We start from the raw sequence: 16691 nt of genomic DNA on the forward strand, positions 1-16691 counted from the left end.
GCACACGTGAACTGGCCGACGAGTACAAGAAACTCGTCGTATCGGTCCTGCAGCGTCGCGAGGCGTGGCAGATGGTCGATGTCGCTCCAGAACCGGGGCGGGCCCCACCCACCGAGGTGGACCATCCGGAGCGGAAAGAAGGTTCGATCCGGTCCGGACCTCGCGGGGATGGGGTGTGTGGAACGGGTCCTCGTCGTGATAGAGGTCCAGGCCGGGCGCCTCGGGTGGATTGCGCGCGGGTCCGGGTCGGCGGGTAGGACTGTAGGCGGGTGACTGAAGACGGGGTCGGACCTCGCCTGGTCCGGGCGGGCACAGGTCATGGGAAAGTGCGCGGTGGTCGCCTTTTTTGGACCGGCTGGATGTAGACCCTCGAGAAACGGGCCGACCACGGGATCGGAAACCCGGCACAAGGGCGGGGTGCTATCGCACCGACAGGGAATCCCCGCTGCCCGAAAGGACTGCGGGGATTCGTAGATGCAGAAACAAGTATTCGGCTCGATCCCACACCGGATACCTACGTGGAGCGAGCCGCCTCGAAAAGGGTGTGATCGACCGTACGAAATCCGGCACCGTGGCGCGGCCGACGGTATCCCCCGCGTACCTCTCACCCATCCGGATGGCAGACCCCGATGGCCGGGGCCCGCCCCGGTTCTGGAGCGACGAAGCGAAGGAGCGCAGCGACTGAGCGTAGGAGTGAAGAACCGGGGTTAATAGGGCCCCGGCCCCGCGGCGCCGGAGGCGCCGCCATGACTCAGTGCTTCTCGGGGCCCAGGTAGTACTCGAAGACCAGTCCGCCGGCGGCGGTCAGGACCAGGATTACACCCAGTGCCAGCAGCCACGGTTCGAAGAAGGCGAAGCCCAGCGCGGTCACCGAAGCGGCACCGGCCAGCAGGATGGGCCAGAAGCTGCCGGGCGAGAAGAAGCCCAGGTCACCGGCGCCGTCGACGATTTCGGCGTCCTCGTAGTCCTCGGGCCGCAGGTCGAGCCGGCGGGCGACGAAGCGGAAGTAGGTGCCGATGATCAGCGACAGGCCGGCGGTCAGGACGATCGCCGTGGTGCCGGCCCATTCGATGCCGGTCCGGGATTGGGCGGTGAAGAAGCCGTAGATGACGCCCACGAGAATGAAGAACACCGTGAGCAGCTCGAACAGCCGAGCTTCGATCCTCATCTGAGTCAGTCCTTACTTGTTCTCGGTGGTGTCGGTCTTGACCGTGCGATCGGTGTTGAACGGCTGGGTCGAGGTGGCCACCGGCGATTCGCCGATGGACTCGAGCGCGGCGGCGTTGGTCATACCCGATTCACGCGCCTGGATGTAGCGCTGGAACTTGTCCGGCGAGACCGCGCGGACCTCGAAGTTCATCATCGAGTGGAACGTGCCGCACATTTCCGCGCAGCGGCCGACGAAGGCGCCTTCCCGGTCGATCTCGCTGATCTGGAAGACGTTGTCGGAGTTGTTCTCCTTGGGGTTCGGCATGACGTCCCGCTTGAACAGGAATTCCGGAACCCAGAAGGCGTGGATGACGTCCGCAGCGGCCAGCTGGAACTCGATCACCTTGCCGGTGGGGAGGACCAGTACGGGTACCTCGGTGCTGCTGCCGATCGTCTCGATCTTGTTGTAGTGCAGGAACGAGAGGATGTCGTTCTCGGGGCGGCCGTGCACCGGGCCCGGCTGCGGGTGGCCCTCTTCGTTGGTGCGCTCGGCGTATTCCTGCAGCTGCTGCTGGTTGGCGCCCTCACGAACGGTGTCGACACCGTCGTAGGTGAAACCGTTCTTCAGGTCGACATCGCGGTAGCCGAATTTCCAGTTCCACTGGAACGCGGTGACATCGACGACCACATCCGGGTTGTCGACCTTCTCGTGCACGTAGTTCTGCACGACCACGGTGAAGTAGAACAGCACCGCGATGATGACGAACGGGATCGCGGTGTAGGTCAGTTCGAGCGGCACGTTGTAGCCGGTCTGCCGGGGAAATTCCGGCGAATTCTTCTTCTTGCGGTGGAAGATCACCGTCCAGAAGGTCAGACCCCAGACCAGCACGCCCATGATGAGGGCGGCGACGACCGACCAGGTCCACAGTTCCCGCATCCGGTGCGCCTGCGGGGTGACACCCGAGGGCCAGCCGAACCGCAACCACACATTGTCGATCGAGCAGCCGGAAACGAGCATGGTGGTGATCCCGAGGGATACCGCCAACCCGGCCCGCCGCAGGACACGGCCCCGCCGCCGGGCAGGCCGTGCCCCGATCTCGTCGCTCGCCTTGTGCGCCACGCTCAACGCCTTCCTGGTCGCCACACATCCGACATCGCATCCCCGTGGCGGGACCCGCCGCCGGGAATACTGATAAACAGCACGTTCGGGCTACCCGGGCGGCTCCGCGCACCGCGCGGCACCACCCGGAACAGTCCGAGTACTACGCAGCGTAGACCAAACACGCGCCCGGTACGCCGTCGGGTCGGCTTCGACACTCCGTACTGTGGCGGACCGGCCGAGTGGAGGTGTATCGCACGGGGAATCGATGCGTGCGGCATACTCGGACACTAGATTTCGCCCGCCGCGCCGACCTGTTCGGCGCGGACCCCCGACCAGTGGAAACGAGGTTAGCGCCGCAGTGTGTGGACTGCTCGGATTTCTGACGTCCGATACGGCCGCGCCGGAAACGGTGGAGCGGGTGTACGACGCCCTGCACTGTGTCCGGCACCGTGGCCCGGACGAGCGCGGCACCTGGCACGACGACCAGCTGATCTTCGGCTTCAACCGGCTCTCGATCATCGATATCGAGCATTCGCACCAGCCGCTGCGCTGGGGCCCGGCCGATGACCGGGAGCGCTACGCGCTGACCTTCAACGGCGAGATCTACAACTACCTGGAACTCCGCGAGGAGCTCGCCCGCGAGCACGCGGCCGAGTTCGGCGACGAACCCATGTTCGCGACCGAGGGCGACGGCGAGGCCATCGTCGCGGCGTTCCACTACTGGGGCCCCGACGCGGTCCGGCGGCTGCGTGGGATGTTCGCGTTCGCGATCTGGGACACCCGTTCCGGGGAACTGTTCCTCGCCCGCGACCCCTTCGGGATCAAACCGCTGTTCCTGGCCACCGGGCCGGGCGGGACCGCGTTCGGCAGCGAGAAGAAGAGCCTGCTGGAGCTGCTGCCCGAGCTGGGTCTCGACGAATCCCTCGATCACCGGGCCCTCGAGCACTACACGGTGCTGCAGTACGTCCCGGAGCCGGAAACCCTGCACGCCGGTATCCGCCGGCTGGAATCGGGCAGTTACGCGGTGGTCCGCCCGGGGAGCACCCCTGAGGTCAGCCGCTACTTCGTGCCCGGGTTCGGCGTCCGGCCGTTCACCCCGGGGTCCGAACAGGCCCGCTACCGGGAGATCGCCGCCGCGCTCGAGGATTCGGTCGCCAAACATATGCGCGCCGATGTCACGGTCGGCTCCTTCCTGTCCGGCGGTATCGACTCCACCGCCATCGCGGCGCTGGCCATGCGACACAACCCGAAGCTGATCACCTTCACCACCGGCTTCGAACGCGAGGGCTATTCCGAGGTGGATGTGGCCGCGGAGAGCGCGGCCGCGATCGGCGCCCGGCATATCGTCAAGGTCGTCTCCCCGGCCGAGTTCGCCGCCGCCATCCCGGAGATCGTCTGGTATCTCGACGACCCGGTGGCCGATCCCGCGCTGGTACCGCTGTACTTCGTGGCGAAAGAGGCCCGCAAGCACGTCAAGGTGGTGCTCTCGGGTGAGGGCGCCGACGAGTTGTTCGGTGGTTACACCATCTACCGCGAACCGTTGTCGCTCGCGCCGTTCGAGAAGTTGCCCCGCGGTATCCGCCGGCTGGCCGGCAGGGTCTCGGATCTGATCCCCGACGGCACGCGCGGTAAGAGTCTGCTGCACCGCGGTTCGCTCACCCTCGAACAGCGGTACTACGGCAATGCGCGCAGCTTCAACGACGCACAACTGCGGTCGGTGCTGCGCGAGTTCCGTCCGGAATGGACCCATCAGGACGTCACCGCGCCGATCTACGCGCAGTCGGCCGGCTGGGATCCGGTGGCGCGGATGCAGCATCTGGACCTGTTCACCTGGTTGCGCGGCGATATCCTGGTGAAGGCCGACAAGATGACCATGGCGAACTCGCTGGAACTGCGGGTACCGTTCCTGGACTCCGAGGTCTTCCGGGTGGCCGAGCAGGTTCCGCTCGAACAGAAGATCACCAAGGAGACCACCAAGTACGCGCTGCGGCAGGCGCTGGAGGGCATCGTGCCCGGCCATGTGTTGCATCGCGCCAAACTCGGCTTCCCGGTTCCGCTGCGGCATTGGCTGCGCGGCACCGAACTCTACGACTGGGCCCGGCAGCAGATCGCCGAATCGCAGACCGATCATCTGCTGGACAAGGCGGCCGTCACCGCGATGCTCGACGCCCATCGGGCCGGGGATTCCGATCACAGCCGGCGGCTGTGGACACTGCTGGTGTTCATGATCTGGCACGGGATCTTCGTGGAGGAGCGCATCAAGCCGGAGATCGCCGAACCCACCTATCCAGTGCAGGTCTAGCAGTCACGGGAAGACACCGAGGGCCCCGCTCACCTGCGTGAGCGGGGCCCTCGTACATCATGTGGATCTGTTGTGGCCGTGCTCAGCGCAGCAGCGGTTCGATCTCCGCGGCCGCCTCGGCGCCGTATGCCTCACCGAGTCGCTTGAGCGCGGCATCGGCGTCCAGGGTCCATTCCTGGGTGCCCACCGTCTCCAGTACGAGCACCGCGACCAGCGAACCCAGCTGGGCCGCGCGTTCGATGCTCAGGCCCGCGGTGTGCGCGGTGAGGAACCCGGCGCGGAAGGCGTCACCGACCCCGGTCGGATCCACCTTGGCGTTCTCCGGCACGGCGTCGACCCGGACCTCGCTACCGTCGGTATCGACCACCAGGACACCGTCCTTACCGAGGGTGGTCACCCGCACGCCGACCCGGGCGGCGATCTCGTCCTCGGTGAGGCCCGTCTTCTGCTTGAGCAGACCCCATTCGTATTCGTTGGTGAACAGGTAGGTGCTGCCCTCGATCAATTGGACAGCCTGGTCGCCGTCCAGGCGCGCCAGCTGCTGGGACGGATCGGCGGCGAACGGCACGCCGAGTTCACGGCATTCCGCGGTATGCCGCAACATCGCCTCGGGATCGTTCGCGCCGACCAGGACCAGGTCGAGTTTCCGCTCCTCGGCCAGGGCGGTGAGCGAGATATCGCCCGCCTCACCCATCGCGCCGGGGTAGAACGAGGCGATCTGTGCCATATCCTCGTCGGTGGTGCAGACGAAACGCGCGGTATGCGCGGATTCGGACACCCGGACCACCGAGCAGTCGACACCGTGGGATTCCAGCCAGTGCCGGTACTCGTCGAAATCGCGGCCCACCGAGCCGATCAGCAGCGGTGACTGTTTGAGCAGGCCCATGGCATAGGCGATATTGCCCGCGACCCCGCCGCGGCGGATCACCAGGTCGTCGACGAGGAAACTCAGCGAGACATGCTCGAGCTGATCGGGCAGCAGTACATCGGCGAAGCGGCCGGAGAAACGCATGAGATGGTCGGTCGCGATGGACGCGGATACAGCAATGGACACGTAAGTGGGCCCCTTCGGAATCAGCGCGAACAAGAAAGTGAACGGGGCTTTGCCCCCGGTTCACCGTATCAATTCGCCGGGGCTACGACTACGCGTCGTAACCGGCCTCGTGACAAGTAATGATCACGTAACCCGGGTGTATCGGGAATGCCGGGCCGGCGCTGTCACCGGCCCGGAAGCATTCAGTTGAAGGAGTCGCCGCAGGCGCAGGAGCCGGTGGCGTTCGGGTTGTCGATGGTGAAACCCTGCTTCTCGATCGTATCGACGAAATCGATCGCGGCACCCTGTACGTAGGGCGCGCTCATCCGGTCGACGGTCAGTTTGACGCCGCCGAATTCCGCGACCAGATCGCCGTCGAGCGTGCGATCGTCGAAGAAGAGCTGGTAGCGCAGACCCGCGCAGCCGCCCGGCTGCACCGCGATCCGCAGCGCGAGGTCGTCCCGGCCCTCCTGATCGAGCAGCGCCTTGGCCTTACCCGCGGCGGCATCGGTCAGCTGCACACCATGGGTGGTGGTGGCGGTGTCGTTCTGCACACTCATGAACTCTCCTATGGACAGCGTGGTCGGTCCGTGAACAGCGCACGGTTCCGGGTGGTCCAACACCCTCGGACGGGCTGCTATTCCCCATCTTGCCATCTCCGGCGCCCGTGGCCACACCACCCGTGCCGCATCCGGTGTCCCGGCCCGGGTGAGCCGGGTCACGACCGGCGCGGCGGGTGACCGGCCGCACCTCGGCCACCGCCCCGTTCACCGCCGAGCCGGGTGACCGATTAGCCTGGTTACCGTGAAGTTGTTCCGACGCGGTGAGCCCAGCGGTACCGACGCGCCCGCCGACGGGTCGCGGTCCGCGACTGCCACCGCGAGCGCCACCGCGGCCGATACAGCACCGGCCAAGGCCGCGCCCACGGCCGGTAAGGGCCGGCCCACCCCGAGTCGGCGCGAGGCCGAGGGCAAGCGCCGGGGCCCGGTCGCCCCACCGCCGATGACCTCGAAGGAAGCGCGCGCCCGCCGTAAGGAGACCCGCGGTTCCAAGGAGGACCGCAAGACGGCCGCCGCGGAACGTCGCGCCGCCGCGCAGGATCGGCGGGCCCGGATGCTGGCGGGCGAGGACAAATACCTGCTGCCCCGCGATCAAGGCCCGGTGCGTGCCTTCGTCCGCGATATCGTCGACGGCCGCCGCAATCTGGTCGGGCTGTTCATGCCGATGGCGCTGCTGCTGATCCTGTCCATGTTCGCGGCTCCCGCCTGGCAGTCGATCATCACGCTGGCCATGCTGGTCATGATGGTCTTCATGATCGCCGAGGGTTTCCTGCTCGGCCGTATCGTCAACCGCCGGGTCCGGGAACGGTTCCCGAAGTCCACCGATACCGGATTCCGGCTCGGCTGGTATTCCTTCGTCCGCGCTTCGCAGTTGCGCAAGATGCGCGCCCCGAAGCCGCGGGTCTCCCCCGGCGACGCGATCTGACCGACGGGTGTCCCGGCCCGTTTCGCCCCCTCGACAGCGCACGCTCGTTCTCGGGGGTGCGCGATCGGGTAAATCCGCGTTCGCCGAATCCCTCGTCGCCGGGGGTGCGGTCCGCTACCTGGCCACCGCGATCCCCGACCCCGCGGATTCCGATTTCGCCGACCGGATCGCCGCGCACCGCGCCCGCCGGCCCACGGACTGGGTCGTCGTGGACGCCGCCGACCCCGCGGCCGAACTGGGCACCGGCCATCCCGGCGCCACGCTGATCGACGATATCGGCACCTGGCTGACGGCCCGGCTGGACGCCCGCGCCGCCTGGGAAGCCCCACGCGGCACCGTCACTCCGGATACCGATGTGCTCGTCGACGCCGTCGCGGGGTACCGGGACCGGCTGGTGATCGTCACTCCGGAGGTCGGCCTGGGGGTTATCCCGGCGACGCGGTCCGGCCGGTTGTTCCGGGACGAGATCGGCACTCTCAATCAGCGTCTGGCCCAGATCTGCGAGGAGGCGTTCCTCGTGGTGGCCGGTCTGCCGATGCGCCTGAAATGAGCGAGCGCCGGCCCGGCTCGAGCGGGGCACGCACTCCCACGGCGCGCTGAGCGAGATATCGCCCACCGACCTTGTCGGGGCGTCCTGCTTGGATCGAGGGATGCAGACCTTGTCGCGCGCCGAAGTCTGGGCATCGATCCACCGGGAACGGGCCGCACTGGCCGACGAGCTCGCCACCCTGACCCCGCAGCAGTGGGCCGTACCGTCCCTGTGCGGCCGGTGGTCGGTCGAGGAAGTGGTCGCCCACCTCACCGCGGCGGCGAGTATCGGGCGGCTGCGCTGGATCCGCAGCATGGCCGGCGCGCGCTTCGATGCCGATCTGCACAATCAGCGGCGTATGCAGGAGTTCCGGGGCGCCGGCCCGGCCGAGACGCTCGCCCGGTTCCGCGCCGCTGTCCCGAACACCGTCGCGCCGTCCGGGCATACCCCGGCATGGCTCGGTGAGGTCGTGGTGCACGGGACCGATATCCGCGAGCCGCTCGGGCTGACCGGTGCCCCCGCCCTCACCTCGGTGACCGAGGTCGCCCGGTTCTTCGCCGCGCGCGATTTCACGGTCTCCGGCCGCACCGCAACCGAGGGCCTGCGGCTGCAGGCGACCGACGGCCCATTCGACACCGGCTCGGGACCGGCGGTACAGGGCACCACCCTCGCGCTGGTCATGGCGATGGCCGGTCGTTCGCACTACTGTGCCGAGCTCACCGGCCCCGGCGCGGCGATACTGCGCGATCGCATACAGCCCTGAAACCCGGCCCCGCCGGAGAAGCCCCCGACAGGGCCCCCGCGGGCCCGCACGACCGGGTGCCGTACGACGTGCGGGGCGCAGCGGGCAATATTGTCCCGGAAGGTGGAATACCGCCCGGCGGGAGAAATCCCGGACCGGTCCGCCCGCCGTGACAGCACCCGATCGGAAGGCTCGAACCGTGACAGACGGATTCGCACCCGTTACCCCGCCGGACGCCGGCGCCCGCGCGGCGGCCGAGCAACGGCAGGCGTCGCTGACCAAACCGCCGGGGTCGCTCGGCCGGCTGGAAGAGCTGGGCAACTGGGTGGCCGCATGTCAGGGCATCTGCCCGCCGAAGCAGTTCGAACAGGCACGGGTGGTGGTGTTCGCCGGTGACCACGGGGTCTCCCGGCACGGCGTATCGGCCTTCCCCAGCGAGGTCACCGCGCAGATGGTCGCCAACTTCCGGGCGGGCGGCGCCGCGGTGAACGCCCTGGCCGGAATCGCCGGCGCCACCGTCCGGGTGGTAGATATCGCGGTGGACACCGATACCGATCCGGCCGTGAGCACCCACAAGGTGCGCCGATCCAGTGGCGCGATCGACCGGGAGGACGCGCTCACGGCCGACCAGGTCGCCGCCGCGCTGGCCGCGGGAGCGGCGATCGCCGACGAGGAGATCGACAGCGGCGCCGACCTGCTGGTGGCCGGGGATATGGGGATCGGTAACACCACCCCCGCCACCGCCCTCATCGCCGTCCTCACCGGTACCGAGCCGGTCCGGGCGGTCGGCCGCGGGACGGGCGTCGACGATCAGGGCTGGATGCGCAAGGTCGCCGCCGTCCGGGACGCCATGTGGCGGGCCCGGCCCGTCGCCCGCGACGGTGTCGAACTGCTGCGGGTCGCCGGCGGCGCCGATATCGCCGCCATGACCGGTTTCCTGGCCCGGGCGGCGGCCCGCCGTACCCCGGTGCTGCTCGACGGGTTGATCGTCACGGCGGCCGCACTGGTCGCCGAAGATCTGGCGGCCGGAGCGGTGAACTGGTGGGTGGCCGCGCACCGCTCGACCGAACCCGCGCACGCCGAAGCCCTGACCAAGCTGAAACTCACCCCGGTACTCGACCTGGATATGCGGCTGGGCGAGGGGTCCGGCGCACTCACCGCGCTACCCGTGCTGCGCGCCGCCGTCGCGGTCCTCGCGGAGATGGCGACCTTCGCCGACGCCGGGGTCAGCACGGCCGCCGAAACGACCGCGGTCGACCTCCAGAAGTGATCGGCGCGATGAGACGCGACCGATGACGCCGGCGTCGCTTCGTCTCGCGTTCTCCTGGCTCACGGTGCTGCCGGTCGGCGGGCCGAGCGAGGTGGACCGGCGGACGGCCGGACGGGCCATCGCCTCGGCTCCGATCGCCGGGGCGGCGCTCGGTCTCGCCGCGGCAGTGGCGCTCTGGGCTTTGCAACCCGCGGGTATGGCCGCCGGGTTCGTCGCGGTCGCGGTACTGGCGCTGCTGACGCGGGGTATGCATCTGGACGGCCTGGCCGATACTTTCGACGGGCTCGGGGTCTACGGATCGCCCGAACGTGCTCGTGAAGTCATGAAAAGCGGTGGGGCGGGGCCGTTCGGGGTGGCCGCGATCGTCCTGGCCGCCGGTGTCCAGGCCGGCGCGTTCACCACGCTGGCGGCCACCGGCCACTGGGCGGCGGTCGTCGCGGCGGTGGGTGCCGGACGGGTCGCGGTGGTGGCGGCCTGCCGGCGCGGAATCGAACCCGCGCCGGACACCTGGTTCGGCGCGATGGTCGCCGGGACCCAGTCCCGGGCCGCCGTATTCGGATGGATGGTAGCGGTCGCGGTGGTAGCGGTCGTCGCGATCCCGGAACTGCCGTGGGCGGGACCGTTGGTCGTACTGGTGGGCCTCGCCGCTGTCGTGCGCCTGGTCGACCACGGCGTCCGCCGGATCGGCGGGCTCTCCGGCGATCTGCTCGGCGCGGCGGTGGAACTCACCACCGCGCTGACCGCACTGGGTTTCGCGGTCGCCGCGAACTCTGTCTGAGTCGGAAACCCTCTGTCCGGTCCACAAATCCGGGACCGTCCGATGTCACCAGGCCTCAATATTGCGAACGCAGCCTCTCACCGATCCGGAACTCCCCATAAGGTGGGGGTATGTCAGCCGAGCGCCTCTACTTCCGTCAACTTCTGGCCGGCCGGGATTTCGCCGTGGGAGATCCGATCGCCACGCAGATGCGCAATTTCGCCTATCTCGTAGGTGACCGGGACACCGGTGAATGCGTTGTCGTCGATCCGGCCTACGCGGCCGGCGATCTGGCCGATATCGCAGAGAACGACGGACTGAAACTGTCCGGGGTACTGGTCACCCACCATCACCCGGACCATATCGGCGGCACCATGATGGGGTTCACCCTGCGCGGTGTCCGGGAGTTGCTCGAGCAGGCCACTGTCCCGGTGCATGTGAACGACCAGGAGAAGACCTGGGTGGCCGATGTGACCGGTATCGCCCCGAGCGAGCTCACCGGCCACGGGCACGGCGACAAGCTGACCGTCGGTGCGTTCGATATCGAATTCCTGCACACCCCGGGCCACACTCCCGGCAGCCAGTGTTTCCTGGTCGACGACAAACTCATCGCCGGTGACACGCTGTTCATCGACGGCTGCGGACGCACCGATTTCCCGGGCGGCGATTCCGACACCATGTTCCGCAGCCTGCGCTACCTGGCGGATATGCCGATCAACCCGGAGGTCTACCCCGGGCACTGGTACTCCCCGGACCCGCACGCCGCACTCGATACGATCCGCGACAACAACTATGTGCTGCGCCCACGGTCGCTCGGCGAATGGCACGCCCTCATGCCCGGCTGATCGGCGAACCCGGGCCGGGCTCCGCGCTCGGCCCCGGGCCGCTTCCGGGTCGCGGAACCGCTCAGAGCACCCGCATCCACTGGTGCACATCGGCGAACGTGCCGCGCTGGATCCCGGTGAGCGTATCCCGCAGCGCCATGGTGACCTCGCCGGGCTCGCCACCGCCGATGGAGAATTCCCCGTCGGGCCCGCACACCGAGCCGACCGGGGTGATCACGGCCGCGGTACCGCAGGCGAAAACCTCGGTGATCTCGCCCGATTCCGCACCCGCCCGCCAGTCCTCGACGGAGATCTTGCGCTCGGTGACCGGGTAGCCGGAGTCGGCGGCCAGAGTCAGCAGCGAATCCCGGGTGATACCCGGGAGCAGCGACCCGGACAGTTCCGGGGTCACCAGCCGGGCATCGGATCCCGACCCGTACACGAAGAACAGGTTGTTGGTACCCATCTCCTCGACGAAGCGGCGTTCGACGGCGTCCAGCCACACCACCTGATCGCAGCCCTTGGCCGTGGCCTCGGCCTGCGCCAGCAGCGAAGCGGCGTAGTTACCTGCCACTTTGGCCTCACCGGTGCCGCCGGGCGCCGCCCGCACGTACTCGGTCGACAGCCATACGCGCACCGGTTTCACGCCGCGGGGGAAGTAGGCCCCGGCCGGCGAGCCCAGGAGCAGGTATTTGTAGGCGGAGGCGGGTTTGACGCCCAGTCCCGATTCGGTGGCGAACATGAACGGCCGCAGATACAGCGACTCCTCACCACCGGCCGCCGGGACCCAGTCCGAATCGACCTCGAGCAGCTGGCGCACCGATTCGACGAACAGCTCCTCGGGGAGTTCGGCCATCGCCATCCGGCGCGCGGACCGGCGGAACCGGGCCGCGTTCGCGTCGATCCGGAAACAGGCGATCTGCCCGTCCGGCTGGCGATACGCCTTGAGTCCTTCGAAAATCGCCTGGCCGTAGTGGAACACCATGGTGGCCGGATCGAGCGTCAGCGCGGCGTAGGGTTCCACGACCGCGTTGGTCCAGCCGTCGGCCTCGGTGTAATCGATGGTGACCATATGGTCGGTGAAAAAGCGGCCGAAACCGGGGGCCGACAGAATCTCCTGTACCCGCTGCGCCGGGGTGGGCGCAGGATGAGGGATACGGGCGAACTGTGCAGCAGCGGTCATGACCAGCAGTCTATGTCCTGGGCCCGCGCGGAATCCGCGGCGGTCCGTTCCGCGTGCCCGCCCGCTCCCCCGCCGGCCGTACCGGGGCCGGTCACGTGGACCGGGCCGACCGTCTCAGCTTGTTCGTGCCTCGACGAACGGGGGACGCACCACCGTGCAGCGCAGCGACCGCCCGCGCACGTTCACCGCGACCTCGGTCCCGGTCTTCACCGCGGGATCCAGCAGCGCCAGCGCGATCCCGATCTGCCGCGTCGGCGAGAAGGTACCGGAGGTGGTCACACCGACCTTCTCGCCGTCGACCAGCACGTCCTGGTTCTCCCGCGGAATTCCGCGGTCCAGCGCCTCCAGGCCGAGCAGGGTCCGGCGCGGACCCGCGGACCGTTCGGCCTCCAGTGCGGCCTTGCCCCAGAAATCGGGTTTGGCCCAGCCCACCGCCCAGGAAGCGCGGGCCTGGACCGGCGTGATCTCCGCGGACAGTTCGTGTCCGTGCAGCGGATAACCCATCTCGGTCCGCAGGGTGTCGCGGGCGCCGAGCCCGGCGACCTGCCCACCGGCCGCCCGCACCCCGTCCACCAGGGCCCGGAACAGGTTCTCGGCGCCGTCCCACCGCGGTAACAGTTCGTAGCCGTGTTCACCGGTGTAGCCGGTCCGGCAGACCCGCACCGGTTGTCCCGACCATTCGGCATCCGCGAACGCCATATAGGACAGGTCGACCGGCAGCCCGAGCGCCGTGAGGACCTCGGCCGACCGCGGGCCCTGTACGGCGAAGACGCCGTATTCGCGGTGTTCCCCGGTGACCGTGATAGCGGGCGGTGCGGCCGCCGCCAGTTTCTCGACCACCGCGGCGGTATTGGCCGCGTTCGGCACCAGGAAGATCTCGTCGTCACGGACGAAATAGGTGATGAGGTCGTCGACCACACCGCCGTCGGCGGTACAGCACAGGGTGTACTGCGCCCGGCCGGGCCCGATCCGTCCCAGATCGTTGGTCAGCGCGGAGTTCACGAAATCGGCCGCCCCCGCGCCGCGTACGGTCGCCTTCCCCAGATGACTGACGTCGAACAGCCCCACCGATTCGCGTACCGCGGTGTGCTCGGCGACCGTGCCCGCGTACGAGACCGGCATCTCCCAGCCTCCGAACGGCGCGAATTTCGCCCCGAGTTCGATATGTACTCCGTGGACAGGGCCCTGTTGCAGCTCGGCGTCGTTCACCCGGCGAGCTTATCCCGGCGCGCGCCGGCCTCGGTTCCGCACCGCGGCGGGCCCGGTCACCGACGTGCCGGGCCGGCGGGTGTCAGGCCTCGAACCACATGGGGATCAGCGTCGGACCGTCTTCCGGCAGCGTATGCGTCTCGCCGGTGGGTACGAATCCCTGCCGGGCGTAGAGCCGCGACGACCGTTCGGTGCTCGCTTCCAGGTACGCCGGGGTCCCGGCGGCACTGAACTGCCGGGTCCGGTCGGTGAGGACGGCCGCGCCCGCGCCCCGGCCCCGGTACTCGGGCACCGTGATGATCAGTTCCAGGTAGCTGTGCGGGAACCTGCGCGGATGCTCCCGGGCCAGTAGTTCGGTCACATAGGCGGAACGTTGCAGCGGGCGCAGCTCGGGTGCCCGGTCCGCGTGCTCGCGGGCGGTGGCGGCGTCGGCGAGCAGGCGTTCGGCCGAGGTGAGCTTCTGCCAGAACGAGATCGCCCAGATCTCACCGTCACCGCCGGCCACCCAGATCTCGTCGTCGCGCAGACCCCGGTCGATGATCTGCGGAACCCATTCGTCGAGGAACTGCTCCATGGGGTAGTCGCGCATGATCCATTCGGTGACCGCCTCGTCCGTGGTCGCTTTCCGGAATGCCTTCGTCAGCGGTTCGAGATCACTCGTTCCGGCCCGTCGCACGGTCAGTTCCGTTCCCATACCGCCTCCTGTGAATGATGTTCCTATCAGCGAACCTATGCGGCTCATCTGCGGAAAACCACTATTTCGTCACGGTATTTCGTGTGATGGAATTACGCGGTGACAGCGTGTGCGATCTGCGGTGGAGTCCTGCGGCAACCGGACCGGGGCAGACGGCGGCGGTACTGTTCGCGTTCCTGCCAGGCCCGCGCCTATCGAGCCCGGCGCCGGACACCGGCCACCCCGCCGCGCCCCCGCCCGCGCCGGTTGTCCGCACTCGCGATCACCGCCGCCGCGGTGGCCCTGGCCGACCGTGCGGGCACCGAGGGCCTCACCATGCGCCGCCTCGCGGGCGAACTGGGTGTGGCCACCGCGGCGCTGTACCGGTACTTCGACGATCGCGAACAACTGCTCGTCGCGATGACCGATCTCGTGCTCTCCGAAACACCGCCCCCGCCGCCGGATCTGACCGACTGGCGGGCCCGCGTCAGATACGAGGCGCAGCAGGAATGGAAGATCTACCGGCGCCATCCGTGGATCCTCACGGTGCTGGCACGAATGCGGCCGCCGCTGGGTCCCGCCCTGTTCGACACGCTGGACCGAACGCTCAGCGCGCTCGACGAACTGGACCTGTCCAGAACACAGCTGATCTCGACGTACCTGAGTTATTCCGCACTCGTGCAGGGACTCGCCCTGGTGTGGTCCAGCGAACGTTCCGACCGGATCGGCGGACCGGAATCGGCGCCGGCCGAACTGGCAGCGCTGGTCGCCGCGCGCCCGGCCCTGGACAAGGCATTCGGGCCGGCCGGTCCGCGACCCGACCTCGATTTCGACCGGCTGCTCGTCGACGCGGTGGACATGCTGCTCGAAGGCGTCGCGGTACGGCATGCGGGGCCCACCGAATAGCCTGGGGCCATGACCGCAGTCGCAGATCGTCCGCTCGGACCGGAATTGGCACGCACCCAGACCATCGAGCCCGGTACCGATGTCCTCGTCATCGGCCTGGCCACCACCGAGGACGGTCCCGTCCTCGTCCCCGGGGACCTCTTCGGCGATGTGCTCGACACCGACCTGCGCACCCGGCTGCTCGACCAGTTGACGGCCGTCGGCGCGACGGGCAAGGCCGAACAGCTCGTCCGGATCCCCGCGCCCGCCGGCCTGGACGATATCGCCAGTGTGCTGGCCGTCGGGCTCGGCAGTGCGCCGGATATCGATGCCGAGCGGATCCGGCGCAGCGCCGGTGTAGCGGCCCGCTCCCTGACCGGTGTCGCACGGGCGGTCACCACCCTGTCCGGCCTGGACATCGGTGCCGCGGTGGAAGGTTTCTACCTCGGGGCCTATTCGTTCACCCCGTTCCGCTCCGCGAAATCCGCACCGAAACCGGAGGCCGCACCACTGGCCCGGGTCGAACTGCTCGTGCCGGAACCGGATTTCGGCGGCGACGCGCTGCTGCGCGCCCAGCTCACCGCCGAGGCCGTCGCGACCGCCCGCGATTTCGTGAACACCCCACCGAGCCACCTGTACCCGGCGGAATTCGCGCGCCGGACCGCGCTGCTGGCCGAGGGCGCCGGACTCGAGGTCGAGATTCTCGACGAGAAAGCGCTGGAAGAGGGCGGTTTCGGCGGCGTTCTGGGAGTGGGTAAGGGATCGTCGCGCCCGCCGCGCCTGGTCCGGCTCACCTACCGGGGCGGTGACAAGAAGGTCGCGCTGGTCGGTAAGGGCATCACCTTCGACACCGGCGGTATCTCGATCAAACCGGCCGCCAATATGGAGAACATGACCTCGGATATGGCCGGGGCCGCGGCGGTCGTGGCGACCACCCTGCTCGCCGCGCGACTGAGTCTGCCGATCACCGTGATCGCGACCGTGCCGATGGCGGAGAACATGCCGTCGAGTACCGCGCAGCGGCCCGGCGATGTGCTCACCCAGTACGGCGGCACCACGATCGAGGTCACCAATACCGATGCCGAGGGCCGGCTCATCCTGGCCGATGCCATGGTTCGCGCCGGCGAGGACGACCCGGGCTATCTGATCGATGTCGCCACACTCACCGGCGCCCAGATGGTGGCGCTGGGTACCCGCACCCCGGGTGTGATGGGCACCGACGAGTTCCGGGACCGGGTCGCCAGGATCTCCCAGGAGGTCGGCGAACACGGCTGGCCGATGCCGCTGCCCGAGGAACTGCGCGCCGATCTGGACTCCAAGGTCGCCGATATGGTCAACGCCTCCGCGCACCGGTGGGGCGGCATGCTGCTGGCCGGCACCTATCTGAAGGAGTTCGTCCCGGCCGGGGTCGAATGGGCTCATATCGATATCGCGGGTCCCGCCTACAACACGGGCGGGCCGTTCGGTTACATCGGCAAGGGCGGCACCGGGGTTCCGGTCCGCACCCTCATCGCCGTCCTGGAGGACATCGCCGCCGAATAGCGACCC

General features: G+C 68.6%; 16 protein-coding genes. 9 read left to right on the forward strand and 7 right to left on the reverse strand.

Translation table 11 applies throughout. From position 1 onward, the window contains the following. Positions 1 to 751: 751 nt before the first annotated feature. Positions 752 to 1168: a cytochrome c oxidase subunit 4 gene (locus ACWEWT_RS27230; protein ID WP_039823681.1), complete on the reverse strand. Its 417-nt coding sequence runs from the start codon at positions 1166 to 1168 to the stop codon at positions 752 to 754. 12 nt (positions 1169 to 1180) lie between these two features. Beyond that, entirely contained in the window at positions 1181 to 2167 is a 987-nt protein-coding gene (gene ctaC / locus ACWEWT_RS27235; RefSeq protein WP_452563246.1) for an aa3-type cytochrome oxidase subunit II, read from the reverse strand. Positions 2168 to 2609: 442 nt separating this feature from the next. Between ctaC and asnB the strand changes: the two genes are divergently transcribed. Next, on the forward strand, positions 2610 to 4553 hold the full coding sequence (asnB, locus tag ACWEWT_RS27240; RefSeq protein WP_452563108.1) for an asparagine synthase (glutamine-hydrolyzing): 1944 nt from the start codon (positions 2610 to 2612) through the stop codon (positions 4551 to 4553). Between the two features lie 82 nt (positions 4554 to 4635). Here asnB and ACWEWT_RS27245 read toward each other — a convergent pair whose 3' ends face one another. Continuing rightward, the gene (locus tag ACWEWT_RS27245; protein ID WP_452563109.1) at positions 4636 to 5607 is read right to left on the reverse strand and encodes a carbohydrate kinase family protein; all 972 of its coding nucleotides are present in this window, start codon (positions 5605 to 5607) and stop codon (positions 4636 to 4638) included. A 182-nt stretch (positions 5608 to 5789) separates the two neighbouring features. Continuing rightward, entirely contained in the window at positions 5790 to 6146 is a 357-nt protein-coding gene (locus ACWEWT_RS27250) for a HesB/IscA family protein (RefSeq protein WP_452563111.1), read from the reverse strand. A gap of 244 nt (positions 6147 to 6390) precedes the next feature. Between ACWEWT_RS27250 and ACWEWT_RS27255 the strand changes: the two genes are divergently transcribed. From ACWEWT_RS27255 to ACWEWT_RS27280, 6 genes are all read left to right on the forward strand, one after another. After that, positions 6391 to 7071, forward strand: a complete 681-nt coding sequence (locus ACWEWT_RS27255; protein WP_452563112.1) for a DUF3043 domain-containing protein — start codon at positions 6391 to 6393, stop codon at positions 7069 to 7071. A 7-nt stretch (positions 7072 to 7078) separates the two neighbouring features. Continuing rightward, positions 7079 to 7621 (forward strand): bifunctional adenosylcobinamide kinase/adenosylcobinamide-phosphate guanylyltransferase, encoded by a 543-nt coding sequence (locus ACWEWT_RS27260; RefSeq protein WP_452563114.1) that lies wholly within the window; start codon positions 7079 to 7081, stop codon positions 7619 to 7621. Positions 7622 to 7721: 100 nt separating this feature from the next. Continuing rightward, positions 7722 to 8363, forward strand: a complete 642-nt coding sequence (locus tag ACWEWT_RS27265; protein ID WP_452563116.1) for a maleylpyruvate isomerase family mycothiol-dependent enzyme — start codon at positions 7722 to 7724, stop codon at positions 8361 to 8363. Between the two features lie 178 nt (positions 8364 to 8541). Beyond that, positions 8542 to 9612: a nicotinate-nucleotide--dimethylbenzimidazole phosphoribosyltransferase gene (gene cobT / locus ACWEWT_RS27270; protein ID WP_452563117.1), complete on the forward strand. Its 1071-nt coding sequence runs from the start codon at positions 8542 to 8544 to the stop codon at positions 9610 to 9612. A 22-nt stretch (positions 9613 to 9634) separates the two neighbouring features. Further along, positions 9635 to 10390, forward strand: a complete 756-nt coding sequence (locus tag ACWEWT_RS27275; RefSeq protein ID WP_452563119.1) for an adenosylcobinamide-GDP ribazoletransferase — start codon at positions 9635 to 9637, stop codon at positions 10388 to 10390. A gap of 110 nt (positions 10391 to 10500) precedes the next feature. Next, complete coding sequence (locus ACWEWT_RS27280) at positions 10501 to 11214, forward strand: MBL fold metallo-hydrolase (RefSeq protein WP_452563121.1); 714 nt, start codon at positions 10501 to 10503, stop codon at positions 11212 to 11214. A gap of 61 nt (positions 11215 to 11275) precedes the next feature. Here ACWEWT_RS27280 and ACWEWT_RS27285 read toward each other — a convergent pair whose 3' ends face one another. The 3 genes from ACWEWT_RS27285 to ACWEWT_RS27295 all read right to left on the reverse strand — a co-directional run bounded on the left by ACWEWT_RS27285 (position 11276) and on the right by ACWEWT_RS27295 (position 14279). Then, positions 11276 to 12376 (reverse strand): branched-chain amino acid aminotransferase, encoded by a 1101-nt coding sequence (locus tag ACWEWT_RS27285; protein WP_452563123.1) that lies wholly within the window; start codon positions 12374 to 12376, stop codon positions 11276 to 11278. 114 nt (positions 12377 to 12490) lie between these two features. After that, positions 12491 to 13585, reverse strand: a complete 1095-nt coding sequence (gene gcvT, locus ACWEWT_RS27290; protein WP_452563125.1) for a glycine cleavage system aminomethyltransferase GcvT — start codon at positions 13583 to 13585, stop codon at positions 12491 to 12493. A gap of 82 nt (positions 13586 to 13667) precedes the next feature. Beyond that, positions 13668 to 14279, reverse strand: coding sequence for a GNAT family N-acetyltransferase (locus ACWEWT_RS27295; RefSeq protein WP_452563127.1), 612 nt, complete (start codon positions 14277 to 14279; stop codon positions 13668 to 13670). A 99-nt stretch (positions 14280 to 14378) separates the two neighbouring features. Between ACWEWT_RS27295 and ACWEWT_RS27300 the strand changes: the two genes are divergently transcribed. Beyond that, complete coding sequence (locus ACWEWT_RS27300; protein WP_452563129.1) at positions 14379 to 15164, forward strand: TetR/AcrR family transcriptional regulator; 786 nt, start codon at positions 14379 to 14381, stop codon at positions 15162 to 15164. A gap of 9 nt (positions 15165 to 15173) precedes the next feature. Further along, on the forward strand, positions 15174 to 16685 hold the full coding sequence (locus ACWEWT_RS27305; protein WP_452563131.1) for a leucyl aminopeptidase: 1512 nt from the start codon (positions 15174 to 15176) through the stop codon (positions 16683 to 16685). Positions 16686 to 16691 lie beyond the last annotated feature (6 nt).

The organism is Nocardia sp. NPDC003963 (genome assembly GCF_053605105.1).

Coding starts and splice junctions, on each gene's coding strand:
- ACWEWT_RS27230 (WP_039823681.1), bottom strand. CDS start 1,168: ATGAGGATCGAAGCTCGGCTGTTCGAGCTGCTCACGGTGTTCTTCATT.
- ctaC (WP_452563246.1), bottom strand. CDS start 2,167: ATGCTCGTTTCCGGCTGCTCGATCGACAATGTGTGGTTGCGGTTCGGC.
- ACWEWT_RS27250 (WP_452563111.1), bottom strand. CDS start 6,146: ATGAGTGTGCAGAACGACACCGCCACCACCACCCATGGTGTGCAGCTG.
- ACWEWT_RS27265 (WP_452563116.1), top strand. CDS start 7,722: ATGCAGACCTTGTCGCGCGCCGAAGTCTGGGCATCGATCCACCGGGAA.
- ACWEWT_RS27275 (WP_452563119.1), top strand. CDS start 9,635: ATGACGCCGGCGTCGCTTCGTCTCGCGTTCTCCTGGCTCACGGTGCTG.
- ACWEWT_RS27280 (WP_452563121.1), top strand. CDS start 10,501: ATGTCAGCCGAGCGCCTCTACTTCCGTCAACTTCTGGCCGGCCGGGAT.
- ACWEWT_RS27285 (WP_452563123.1), bottom strand. CDS start 12,376: ATGACCGCTGCTGCACAGTTCGCCCGTATCCCTCATCCTGCGCCCACC.
- ACWEWT_RS27295 (WP_452563127.1), bottom strand. CDS start 14,279: ATGGGAACGGAACTGACCGTGCGACGGGCCGGAACGAGTGATCTCGAA.
- ACWEWT_RS27305 (WP_452563131.1), top strand. CDS start 15,174: ATGACCGCAGTCGCAGATCGTCCGCTCGGACCGGAATTGGCACGCACC.